Origin of the sequence: Paenibacillus agaridevorans (assembly GCF_003112455.1) — a bacterium.
GTDB classification, from domain to species: domain Bacteria; phylum Bacillota; class Bacilli; order Paenibacillales; family Paenibacillaceae; genus Pristimantibacillus; species Pristimantibacillus agaridevorans.
Genome location: NZ_BDQX01000368.1, coordinates 1 through 12,404 on the forward strand (window position 1 = coordinate 1; position 12,404 = coordinate 12,404).

General features: G+C 54.1%; 10 protein-coding genes. 5 read left to right on the forward strand and 5 right to left on the reverse strand.

Translation table 11 applies throughout. The features are described from left to right. The 4 genes from PAT3040_RS28625 to PAT3040_RS28640 form a co-directional block, all read right to left on the reverse strand. Positions 1-314 (reverse strand): class I SAM-dependent methyltransferase (locus tag PAT3040_RS28625; RefSeq protein ID WP_507763380.1); only part of this gene is annotated, 314 nt, incomplete at its 3' end. Beyond that, positions 307-1,473, reverse strand: coding sequence for a type III polyketide synthase (locus tag PAT3040_RS28630; RefSeq protein WP_108995367.1), 1,167 nt, complete (start codon positions 1,471-1,473; stop codon positions 307-309). The genes PAT3040_RS28630 and PAT3040_RS28625, both read right to left, overlap by 8 nt. A 91-nt stretch (positions 1,474-1,564) precedes the next feature. Beyond that, complete coding sequence (locus PAT3040_RS28635; protein ID WP_087572151.1) at positions 1,565-3,172, reverse strand: response regulator transcription factor; 1,608 nt, start codon at positions 3,170-3,172, stop codon at positions 1,565-1,567. After that, positions 3,150-4,916: a sensor histidine kinase gene (locus PAT3040_RS28640; RefSeq protein ID WP_258235203.1), complete on the reverse strand. Its 1,767-nt coding sequence runs from the start codon at positions 4,914-4,916 to the stop codon at positions 3,150-3,152. The genes PAT3040_RS28635 and PAT3040_RS28640 overlap by 23 nt, the downstream gene beginning before the upstream one ends. 357 nt (positions 4,917-5,273) lie before the next feature. On the opposite strand from PAT3040_RS28640, the gene PAT3040_RS28645 reads away from it, so the two are divergent. The 4 genes from PAT3040_RS28645 (at position 5,274) to PAT3040_RS28660 (ending at position 9,926) form a co-directional block, all read left to right on the forward strand. Beyond that, positions 5,274-6,164, forward strand: coding sequence for an ABC transporter permease (locus PAT3040_RS28645; protein ID WP_087572162.1), 891 nt, complete (start codon positions 5,274-5,276; stop codon positions 6,162-6,164). A 21-nt stretch (positions 6,165-6,185) separates the two neighbouring features. Further along, on the forward strand, positions 6,186-7,097 hold the full coding sequence (locus PAT3040_RS28650; RefSeq protein WP_087572149.1) for a carbohydrate ABC transporter permease: 912 nt from the start codon (positions 6,186-6,188) through the stop codon (positions 7,095-7,097). 113 nt (positions 7,098-7,210) lie between these two features. Next, positions 7,211-8,833, forward strand: a complete 1,623-nt coding sequence (locus PAT3040_RS28655) for an extracellular solute-binding protein (RefSeq protein ID WP_373863981.1) — start codon at positions 7,211-7,213, stop codon at positions 8,831-8,833. A 31-nt stretch (positions 8,834-8,864) separates the two neighbouring features. Beyond that, positions 8,865-9,926 (forward strand): Gfo/Idh/MocA family protein, encoded by a 1,062-nt coding sequence (locus PAT3040_RS28660; protein WP_108995369.1) that lies wholly within the window; start codon positions 8,865-8,867, stop codon positions 9,924-9,926. A 143-nt stretch (positions 9,927-10,069) separates the two neighbouring features. Here the strand turns inward: PAT3040_RS28660 and PAT3040_RS28665 are convergent, their stop codons facing one another. Further along, a complete protein-coding gene (locus PAT3040_RS28665; protein ID WP_108995370.1) occupies positions 10,070-10,513 on the reverse strand; it encodes a HEAT repeat domain-containing protein in 444 nt (147 codons plus the stop codon). 268 nt (positions 10,514-10,781) lie between these two features. Here PAT3040_RS28665 and spoVB point away from each other — a divergent pair, with 268 nt between their 5' ends. After that, a complete protein-coding gene (gene spoVB, locus PAT3040_RS28670) occupies positions 10,782-12,332 on the forward strand; it encodes a stage V sporulation protein B (protein WP_108995371.1) in 1,551 nt (516 codons plus the stop codon). Positions 12,333-12,404 lie beyond the last annotated feature (72 nt).

Consider the following 12,404-nt stretch of genomic DNA (forward strand, 5'->3'; position numbering starts at 1 on the left):
GCCGCTTCCGCACAGGCCTCCGGCGTCCGATCGGCCAGCGTCACCGTCAGTTCGACGCCCTGCGCATCGGCCCACCTGAGCAAAGCCGCATTGACGTCGCCGGAGCCCGCCCCGATATCGAGCACCTCCAATCGCCGCGGCTTGCCCGCCTCCGCCCATAAGCGGCTAACTCCGAACAAGGTAGGGGCCGCCGCGCTAAAGAGTCGGTTTAACCTTCGCAGATGCCGCAGCGCCTCCCTAAGCTCCTCGCCGCCCTGCGACCGGTCGTCCATCAGCTCGTAAGCCGAGGCGCGTTCGCGAAACGTCCTAAACATAGGCGCTCATCCCTGCTTTTGCGCCGATCGCCGCACCGTCCTCCGAAGCAGGCAGATATGCAATCGGCACGATTTCGCAAGAAAGTCCCGGACCGAAGGCCAGACAAAATCCCTCCGTTCTATCGGCCCCTTCCCGAATAAACGTGTCACGGATCGCCTTCAGCACGAACAAAATGGTCGCTGAGGACATGTTTCCATAATCGCGCAGCACGTCACGGCTAAACCGGGTATGGTCCGGGGACAATGCAAGCGCTGCTTCAAGCTCGTCGATAATGCCCTTACCCCCGGGATGGATAGCCCAAACTCCCGGAAAAGGATCCCCATCCCGCAAAAGCGGAGCAAGCTGGCCGGGAATCTTCTCCCCAATCAGCTGGGAGATGCGAGGGGACAAAAACAGATCGTATCCGTGATTGCCGACCTCCCATATCATTTCGCCGGCCGTACCCGGCATCAGGCTGCTGCGCGCCTCGCCAAGCGCGAATACCGGACCATCCCGCTGCTCCGCTCTCCCGATGACGCAAGAGGAAGCTCCATCGCCAAAAAAGGACGCTCCAAACAGCGCCTCGCGATCCGATGTCGATTGCATATGGATCGTGCACAGCTCTACGCTGACGATCAGCGCAACGGCGTCCGGATGTCCGGCGACGATATCCCGCGCCATGCCGATTGCTTTAAGACCGGCCGCGCAGCCGAGAAAGGTCAGCGGAATGCGGTTGACCGAAAGGGGAAGTCCAAGCTGCCGGACGAGCGCCGCATCAAGTCCCGGCAGAAATTGCCCGGTACAACTGACCGTGAGCAGATGGGTAACGGCTTCCGGTTCGATATCGGCATCGGTCATGGCCTTCTTGGCTGCCTGCAGCGCCAGCGGAATCGCCTCTTGCTTATAGGTCGCCATTCGATCGGCCGTAGTCGGAACCGGCAATCCGGACAATTGGGCGAAATAACGGTTGTTCTCGGCCGGCTCGAGCAAATCGGGCTCGCATGTATAGCGGGTCTGGACTCCGCATTTCTTGAAAATCCGTTTGGCCCAGCGTGCGGCGTCCGGCGCCCCGCTAAGGGCGTGCGTCAAACGCTGCGCCGTGTCGGTCTGATCGAGTACATATCGGGGCACGGCTGTGCCAATGCCTAACATCGCAATCGTTGCCGCAGAAAGATGCATCGTATTTCAACCCCTCTTCAATAGAAATAAGACATGCCTTCCCTAAATCTATTCTTTATGAAGAGGTATTATGATAAAGAGACTTGGGATTTCAAATCGAGCCCTCTCGACCTCCCTGCTTATACTCGTTCGGCGACATGCCGGTCTCCTGCTTGAACACCTTGGCGAAATAGGAGTAGTTCGCATAACCGACCTTCTTCGCTACGGCGAACACCGACATCGTCGTCGTACGCAGCAATTGCTTGGCTGCCGCGATTCGGGCGCCGATGACATAGGTACCCAGCGATACGCCCGTTTCCTTTTTGAAGATCCGCGCCAAATAGTCGGGATGGAGGTAAAAAACCTCCGCCAGACTAAGGCGGGTCAAGTCCTCGCCATAATGCGAATGTATATATTGTTTGATCTCTTCGGCTACGGTTGTAGGCTGCTCGGCGAAATCGCGGTAGGACAAGGCCGTCGTCACCAAATGCTGCAGGTAAGCTTCCATATCCTCGATCGAGTGCAAAGATTCGGCCAAAAGCCGCTCGCCTGTCTTGCCTTTGTACAATTGATGCGCTTGAATGCCCTTCGACTTGAGAAAGGCGTAGACGAGCTGCATCATATCGAGCTGGAACAGGCCCAGGGTGGAGACAGTGATATAGTTGCGAGACGATAGAAAGCTTAAATACGAGGACGTTTCCCGCAAAAAAACATCAGGCTGGCCCATCTCCAGCAGCCCCTCCAACCGGGGCAGATCCGGAGGCGCGTAGCCTTCCTCAGCCGGATCAATAACGTCACTCGCGGCAAAAACCTGATTGCGCCGCTTGGCAATCCCTTTGTTCAGTTGCAGCAATTGCCTAATGCTTGCGCCGAACTCCCCAAGCCTTGACGGCATGCCGATGATGCAGCAGGCATCGCATTTCAGCGAGCGATTGGCTTGCTGGATAAACGATGCGCATAACTCCTCGAGCAATCGAGAATTCGGCGCCCCCTTCCATTTCAGCACGGCAATCCAATTATTTTCGCTGTATTCCAGCGCCGTCTCCACCGTAAATTCCGCATGCTGGTAAAGCTCGTATAAAACGTTTAGCAGCGCAAAATCGAACAGATTTTTTTCTTCCATCCCCATACTGCCCGCCGCATGAAAAAAATTAAGCAACAGCGGCTGAACAAAATCATCCATGCCGTATGACAGATTTTGTTCCCGGGCTGCGCGGGCGACGTCGGCGGGCCTCAAAGGGGCGGAGACGCTGTCGCTGATCAGCTTGCGCCAGAAGTGTTCCAGCATCTTCGCCTGATTGCGTTTCCAGTAATACCCCTCCTGAATAGCCTCTTCCTCCCGCTGCTGCTCCTTGGCCCGTTCGACCGCTTTCCCGATAATGAGCATAAGCTTATCGAATTGAATCGGCTTCAGAAAATATTCGAAGCTCCGCAGCTCGATCGCCTTCTGCGCATAGTTGAAATCGGCGTAATTGGTGAGCAGAATAGCCTGCACGTTGTAACGCTCCTCGCGAATCCATGCAAGAAGTTCAAGCCCGCTCCCTTGCGGCATCTCGATATCGGATATAAGAATTTGGATCGGATGCCGCTGCAAAATGTCGCGCGCCTGCGCCACATTATGGGCCGTGTGCACCGTGTCTACGCCAAGCGAGGCCCAATCAACCTTCTTCTCCAGCGCCGTCACCACAAAGTAGTCGTCATCTACGAGCAATGCTTGCATTCGGCTGACCTCCTGTCTCGGATGGATGGGCCGGAAGCTCCGGCAGGTACAGCGTGACGCCGGCCCCTCCGCCGGCGCGGTTGCGGAAGCGCACGGCCGCGCGTCCGCCGTACAGGGACTCCAGCCGCTGAATCGTATTCATGATGCCGATCCGCGTTCCATGCGTCTGGTCGAGCGGCAGTCTTTGGCGCAGCTTCTCCAGGACATGCGACGGAAATCCGGGACCCGTATCCGTGATCCGGATGACGGTCGCGATCTCGCCCCCGATCCGGCGGCGTTTGAGGATCAGCGTTATGAGCGATTTCTGATCCCGCGAGACCGCGTATTTGATCGCATTCTCGATAAAAGTTTGCAGTACAAGCGGCGGTATCGGCAGATCCGGCACCTGCTCCGCTCCTTCTATTCGGTAAAGAAAGGCGTCGCGATAACGGTTCTTCTGAATTTCGAGATAGATGCGGACATGCTCGATCTCGTCTTCCATGCGAACAAAGTCCTGGCCGTTCTGGAAGATGTATCGGAAGTAGATCGACGTGGACATCGCCATCTGCTGGATCTCTTCGGTCATGTCCATCTGCGCCATGCTGTGTATGGTCGTCAGACAGTTCAGGAAGAAGTGCGGCTTGATCTGCAGCTTCATATAATCCAGCTGAATGCGCTGCTTCTCGATTTCCCGTTCGTAAATGTCGATTTTGTACGTTTTGATTTGCTGAACCAGCCCCGTGAACTGTTTATTGGCTTTCTCCAGCTCGGCGATATTGTTGCTCGCGATGTCGATCGGTTCGCCATCCTCGGTCCAAAAGGCCAGATTGTACGAGAAGCTCTTGATCGGCTGCAGCACCTTGTTCCGGAAATAAAGCATGATGAAGCTTAAGGAGCAAGCAACAATAACGGCCATCAGCATGATGAGCAGCTGGGCGATCATGATTTTTTCGAAAGCGCCGAATTGAATGACCAGCCTGACGAAAAACGATGCGTTGTCGAACTCGCCTTTAACGGTCGTTCTGGTCTGGAACGGCATGAGCCAAGCGTAACGATCCTGCTCGATATGGGCAGGCTTTCCGTTGTTCGACATCGGACTCGTTACGAGGCTCCCGTCCTCGGTCCATAGGGAGGCGTAACCTTTTTCGCCCAGATTGATTTGGCGCAGCGGCTCAATCAGATCGTCGGCCGCAATCAGGCAGATCATATAGTTGCCGTGGTAAAGGAAAACATTAAGGATATAAAATGTCCCGTCCAGTTGGACAGTCGACCAGCGGGAATAAAACGGATCGTAACCTACACTCTTATCCATGTAAGTGTCCATCTGCCCCTTCAGCTCTTGAAATTCCTTGTACGTCAAGCCCATCGGCGCCACGTTGAGCATGATGTCCTTCTCGCTGAAGAAGAGAAAAAAGTTGTAATTGCGGTCGTAACTTTTTTGAAGCTCGACGAATCTTCGGAATAACATATCGTTGGCTTTGATGAATTCGGTGTCGTTCAACTCATGCGTGTTCATGATATTGACATTGTCGTCGTTGGCCAGCGTCCATCCCATGAAATGGTTGATATAAGAGAAATCTCCGTTAATCCTGTTGATGTACAAATACGCCGTGTCCCGCAAATCCCGCGCGGATTGCTGCTTGACGATCGCGATCGTCGCGAAGCTGATGATAAGGTCCAGAATCAGCGCGGATATGGAGATGATAATAATGATCCTGACATAATGTTTGATCGGATACAGCTTGTTCTCGGCCCGTTCCGCCACCTGCTCCGCAGCTCCCTTCGATCGTCTTCGCGTCACCGCCATGTATAGCGTTGTCAGATGATTATAATACCGGAAATCGAAAATGCAACCCGGCTACTCCGCTCCTGCCGCGAAATGTCCGGAATGGACAGTAAAAAGTCTGGATTAGGCTATATTTCATGCCGAACCGTCCCGAGAAAAGGAACTCCGGCTCCGCAAAGGTCCAGATATCCCCTTAAGATGGTCCAAATCGTATCGCCAGGGGTCCGTATAATCAAGGGCGAGGGGAAGAAATCGAACAGGGATGACCCATCACACAGCAATAGGAGGTTCGGACACTTGATCAATCGTTCATCGAAGGCCCATCTGCAGCGGTATATGCTCCGAATCGGCAAAAACTGGGGGCTGTACTTGCTTTTGCTCCCGGCAGTCACGCTGCTGTTATGTTTTACTTATAAGCCGATGTACGGGGTCATTATCGCGTTTAAGGATTTTAAGCCGGCTTTGGGGATTATGGAGAGTCCCTGGGTGGGACTCAAATACTTCGAAAAGTTTTTCCAGTCCTATCAATTCTGGATCACGATCAAAAACACGGTACTGATCAGCTTGTACAGCTTCGCGATGTTTCCGATTCCGATTATATTCGCCATCCTGGTGAATCAACTGCGAGCGAACCGGTACAAGCGGGTATTCCAGACGATCACTTATATGCCGCATTTCATCTCTACCATTGTAATCGCGGGTCTCATGATGATTCTGCTGTCTCCCGGCAACGGTCTCATGGGCAATCTGTTCCGACTATTCGGCGCGGAGGCGCCCAATGTCATGGGCTCGGCGAGTCTGTTCAGCAGCATCTACGTCTGGTCCGACGTCTGGCAGCATACGGGCTGGGACAGCATTATCTACCTTGCGGCGTTGTCGGCGGTCAGTCCAAGCCTGTACGAAGCGGCGACGGTGGACGGCGCAACGCGCTGGCAGAAAATATGGTATATCGACATTCCGATGCTCATCCCGACGATCGTTACCCTATTGATCCTGCGAGTCGGCGGATTGCTCGGCGTCGGCTTCGAGAAGGCCTACCTCTTGCAGAACAATTTGAATATTTCCGGCAGCGAGGTCATCTCGACGTACGTGTACAAAATCGGACTGCTCAGCTCGCAGTACAGCTTCTCGGCAGCCATTAATCTCTTTAATACGCTCATTAATTTTGCGCTGCTCATCCTGGTCAACCAAATAGCCAAAAAATATTCGGAGAATAGTCTCTGGTAACAGAAAGGAGGACAGACAGCCATGGAGACTGCAACGAATCATGTTCTGCCTATTAAGAGAAAGCGCGATAACGACAAGCTGCTGGAAACGTTATTGTATACCTGGTCCGTCATTGTGCTTATCCTTGTATTATATCCGCTTTATTTTATCGTTATCGCGTCTTTCAGCGATCCGTCGGCCGTAGGCAACGGGAAAGTGTGGCTCTGGCCTCAAGGATTTACATGGGACGGCTACAAGGAGCTGTTTAATCATTCGAATATATGGATCGGATACCGGAACACGATAGCCTACACGGTTGTCGGCACCGCGATCGGGCTCGCGGTCAACCTGTCGGCGGCCTACGCCTTGTCGAGGAAGGATCTGGTCGGCATCAAGCCGCTGTCGTTTTTCTTTATTTTCACCATGTTCTTCAACGGCGGCCTGGTGCCCACCTTTCTGACGATCCGCGATTTCAATCTGTATGATACGTTCCTGGTCATGGTGCTTCCGTTCTCGGTCGCCGTATTCGACATCATCGTGGCGCGCACCTTCTTCCGCACGGGCATACCCGCCGAGCTATGGGAAGCCGCGCAGATCGACGGCTGCGGCAATCTTCGATTCTTTGCGCTCATGGTGCTGCCGCTGTCCAAAGCCATCATTTCGGTGCTCGCCTTATGGTTCGCGGTCGGCCATTGGAACTCCTACTTCAACGCGCTTATCTACTTGCAGAATAAAGATCTTCATCCGCTTCAACTCGTGTTGCGGGACATTTTGGTAACCAATCAGATGCAAAATGCGCTGGGTACGGGAGAAGCGGCCCAGATCGCGCTGCGCCTGGCCAATCTGCTTCGTTACTCCGTCATTATCGTCGCGACGCTCCCTATTATGTGCCTCTATCCGTTCGTGCAGAAGCACTTCAACAAGGGGGTGATGATCGGCGCCGTCAAGAGTTGAACAGCAATAGAGGTAGTTCAAAAAGCCCGCTTCCGGACTTTTTGAACACGAACTAACAGGGGCGATGGAATGTTACACTTATTCTATGAAAAGGGGAGTTCGACATGGCGAAGATGAAACAAATGTTATCCGGTTTGGCTCTAATCTCCGTATTGGGAACGGCCGTGCTTGCAGGCTGCAGCAACGGAGCGGATCCCGACAATGGCGGATCGAACGAGGCTGGCGGCAAATCGACAAGCGAGCCCGGAAGCGGCTTTAACAAAGAAGGTTTGCCGATTACGGACAAACCGGTGACGTTGAATGCGCTGACGATTCGGTGGGGCAACATGGGAGATACGTTTACGAAAAATACCTGGCTGCAAGAGCTCGAGAAAAACTCCAACGTCAAGATCAATTGGCAGGTCATCTCCAACAGCGATTGGGAAACGCAAAAATCCGTCATGCTGGCAAGCGGCAAAATGCCGGACATCATTATCGGCAACATGGCCTTCGGCGATTCCGATATCGTAAACAACCTCAATTTGTTCCGTCCGCTGGACGACTACATTGAGCAATATATGCCGAATCTGAAAGCGGCGATGGCCGAAATGCCGGATATGAAAAAACTGAGCACATTCCCGGACGGCAAAATCTATTCGCTGCCCGCAAGGCTGCCGTCGCGCCCCTACTCCTCCGTACAGCCGGTCATCAACAAGGCATGGCTCGACAAATTGGGGTTGAAGGCGCCGGAGACGCTTGACGACCTGTACAATGTGCTGAAGGCGTTTAAAGAGCAGGATCCGAACGACAACGGCAAGGCGGACGAAATTCCGTACAGCGACTCCAAGGATGTCGACATGAATCTGTTCGCGCCGTTCGGCATAACCGACATTCGCGGCAATCATTTGATCGTCAAGGACGGCAAGCTGGAATATTTCCCAACCTCCGAAGCGTACAAAGCGGGAATCGAATGGGCAAACAAATTGTTCTCCGAAGGGCTGATCGATAAGGAAACATTTACTCAGGACAACACGATGCTGACGGCCAAACGCCAAAATCCCGACGCGGCGTTAGTCGGCTTCTCCTACCAGTGGACGCCGGATGCCGTATTTGGCCAGTGGAGCGATCAATACGAAACGATCGTGCCGATTACCGGACCGGACGGAAATAAATATCAGATTGGCGACCCCAACGGTCTCAGCTTCCGTCGCAACGAGGTGCTTATTACGACAAGCAACAAATATCCCGAAATTTCCGCGCGCTGGGCGGATCAGTTCTACACCGGCGAAGCCAGCATCCAGAACTTCTGGGGCGCCATCGGCACCTCGATCGAGAAGAACGCCGACGGCACGTACACGCTTATGGATCCGCCGGACGGCACAAGCGCGGACGCCTGGTACTGGGACAGCTCCCTGCGCGACTTCGGCCCGAAATACGTCAGCCCCGAGTTCGAGAAAAACATCAAGCTCGACCCATCAAGCGGCGACGGCTTAAAGCTGCAGCTCGACGGCCTGAGCAAAGACTATGTGACGGAGCCGTATCCGGAAGTCATGTACACGGTCGAGGAGTACGAGGAGCTTCCGACGTTGACCACCGATATCGAGAGCTATATTAAGAGCACGCGCGCCAAATGGATTACCAAAGGCGGCGTCGATCAAGAATGGGACGCTTACGTCGAAAAGCTTAACGACATGGGCTTGCAGAAGCTGATAAAGATTTATACGGACGCTTACGAGCGTTACGACAATATACAGTGATGAAAATACTCAGCCAGTTAAAGGAGCAGCTATGAGGACATATCGAATCGGATTGATCGGACTCGGCGGCATGGCGCATTCGCATATCCGTTGGATGGCGGATGAGCGCCGCTATAAGGTTGTGGCCGTAAGCGACGTGGATGAGCGGGCGTTGGCGGAGAAGGGAGAACAGCTCGGCATCAAGCCCGGCAAAAGGTACCCTGATTTTGTAAGGCTCATCGAGGACCCCGAGGTCGACGCGATCGTATCCGTAACGCCGAACAACGTCCATTCGGATATCTTGCGCGCTTGTCTTGCGGCAGGCAAACCTTATCTCGCCGAGAAGCCGTTCACCCGCGTCTTTGAGGAGGCCGAGCAGCTTCTGGAGCTGTACGAACGGGGGCCGGTGCCCGGCATGGTTGGTTTTAGCTATCGTTACACGCCGGCCTTCCGCTATGCGCGCGAGCTTGTTCGGGAAGGCAAGTTGGGCACGGTGCGCAGCTTCTCGATCCAGTACTTGCAAAGCTGGGGAGCTGTCCTTAACGACACGCCGTATCTGTGGCGCTTCGACAAGGACATCACCGGCACGGGAACGCTCGGCGATCTGGGCTCGCATATGATCGATCTGGCGCGGTTTCTGTTCGGCGAATTTCAGGAGCTGTCGGCGCAGCTGCGCACCTTCGTTCCCGAGCGGCGGGATCCCGCTACCGGGGAGATGGTCAAGGTCGAGGTCGATGATTTCGTAAGCTTTCAGGCGCGGATGACCAGTGATGCCGTCGGCATCTTCCAATCATCGCGCAACGCGATCGGCTCGGGCAATCAGCATGAGGTCTCGGTCTATGGCGATCTCGGAACGCTGCATGCGTCCACGCTAAATCCCGATCAGCTCGTATGGATTCGCGAAGAAGCTCCGGGACAGCTTGCCAAGGCGGTCATAGACGTTCCCGAGCGATGCAAAGTGTCGCAGTACGGCGACTTCCTGACGCTGCTGGACGGCCTCGCCCCTGACGGCCTTCCGGACTTCATGGACGGGTACCGCAATCAAGAGGTGCTGGACGCCGTCATCCGCTCGAGCGCGGAGAAACGTTCTGTCGCGTTGTCTCAACCCAATTAATACGAAGTTGATTGGTTCGCCAATCGCCTACATGCAAATAGCGGTGCAGGATTGGAAATCCCTGCACCGCTATTTGCACTTCTTATTCCTCCGCATCTCTCGCTTCCAGCATTTCTGTCATATCCCGCATACTCAGTTCCGGACTACCTTGTCGCTAACGAAGCCCACGCGTCTTCAAGCCACTTATCGAAGTCGTCGCCCTTTTCGCCTTCGCAGGTATCATAAATATCAAGTCTCATCTTTTTGAACTTCTCTTTGAAATCCTGATAAGCATGACCTTTCGGCAAGCTTTTCTTTATTCTTACCAGAATTTTGGCAACCTCTCTGCTTAAGTCGCCTTTTTTTCTTGGCGGAAGCTGGACATCTTCACCGAATTGTTTGAGCTTGCCAAAGGCAGCTTCCCGAACCTTATACACGCTGTCGTTATTCAGTCTATGCAATAGCACATCAATGGTTTGTTTCGTTTTCCACTGACCTAACTCTTCAACGGCAGCTAGTCGTTCTCTCCAATTGGACGTCCGGTTCGCGGCTGTTTTTAATTGATCATAATTGGGAGGCAACTCATTTTCCACTTCGTTTTTATTCAAAGGATCCCATCCTGTTCTATTGTGAATTCAAAAATCGAAACTTTGATTCAATTATAACACAGCAGTACGATTTGACTTCACACCGATTATATTTTCAAATTCAAGGATGAAGGTAATATCGGCAGCCTGGGCAGTCTCCAAAAGCACCGTCCCTGCTGAAGGTACGGTGCTTTTGGCGTTGCCGGGCTTATCCGGCAACCGGCTTGTTCGCATGCTTCTCCGATTTCTGAATACATTAGAATATTCGAGAAACAGGAGGACATCCATCATGTCACAACACGGGCAATCGTTTATGAGAGGTACGCTGGTCTTGTCAGCCGCTGCCTTTATCAACCGTATTCTTGGCTTCATCAGCGGCATGTATATCGCTCGCGTACTGGGCGCGGAAGGTATCGGCATCCTGATGATGGCGCATCCGCTCGTCCCGCTCGTCATTACGATTACGGAGCTTGGCTTGCCAGTGGCCATCTCCAAGCTGATCGCAGAAGCACACGCTCGCGGAGAACGCGAGAAAGTGAGGCGCATCCTGCATGTCTCTCTCGCTGTCACGGGTTTCTTGAGCGTCACGCTCACGACCGTCGTCTTGCTTGGGTCGGAGTGGATCGCCTCCATCCTGTTAAGCGACCAGCGCGCTTATTACGCGATGCTCGCCATTACGCCGATCGCGCCGATCGTTGCTGTATCGGCCGTACTAAAGGGCTACTTCCGCGGGATGCAGCAGATGAAGACCATTGCCGCTTCCGATGTGCTGGAGCATACCGTTCAGATCGCGATCGTACTTGCATTGGTTCACCTATTGATGCCATACGGCGTTGCTTATGCGGCTGCCGGAGCCATGGCCGCCTCGGTCGTCAGCGAGTTGATCAGCCTCTCTTTCCTGGCTCTAAGCTACAAGTTGTACGGCGAGTCCAAGCTGCCGGGCGAGACCTGGGCGCGCCACCTCAAGCATGGCCGGCGCACGCTCGGAGAGCTGCTGCAGATCGGACTGCCGACGACGGGGCACGGCGTCGTCCATTCGCTGTACAACACGTTCCAGCCCTTGCTGATTACGACCAGCCTGGCGCTGGCCGGCATTGGGACGGCTGCGGCAACGAAGCAATTCGGCTTGCTCGCCGGCTATGCGTTCCCGCTCCTTTTTATGCCGAGCTTCATTACGCAGTCCTTGTCCACCGCCCTCATCCCCGCGATTGGCGAGGCTGCGGCAAACAAAAACAGTCTGCTCATCCATGAACGGATGAATCAGGCGATCAACTTGGGACTTCTCATCGGCGCCCCGGCCACCGTTATCCTCTACGAATGGTCCACTCCGCTCACGACGCTGATCTACAACGCGCCCGAAGCAGGCGTGCTTCTGGCGATATTGGCGCCGATGTTTTTCCTGCATTATTTCGACGCCCCGCTTCATGCCATCATGCTCGGACTCGGCCGCGCGACAACGATGTTATGGAACTATGTCATCGCCACCGTATTCCGGGGGATCTCGATCTTCGTATTAGGCAGCCAATTCGGCATCAGCGGCGTTGCCTACGGCATCGGTATCGGCATTGTGATGCAGACGCTCCTGAACTTTGTGTCCATCTCAAGCTCGATCGGCTTCTATTGGAGCATTCGCCCTTATATCAAGGTCGGGATCTGCTCCATGCTCATGGCGATCGGCGGACACTGGACCTATACTTACGTTGTCGGCCAGGGTATGCCGCAAGTTTGGTCCGTCATCACTTCGATCCTCTGTTCTTTGCTGATCTATCTAGCCGCGCTGATCTTGACGGGGACGCTGACCTGGAGGAACGCCCGCTACCGATTTTCGATTCCGTGGTAATGGGGTTCAGGGGTTCATGGATAAGGTGCTGCGATCGGTCTGAATGGCAAAAGGGCCCCGCGCGCCATCATG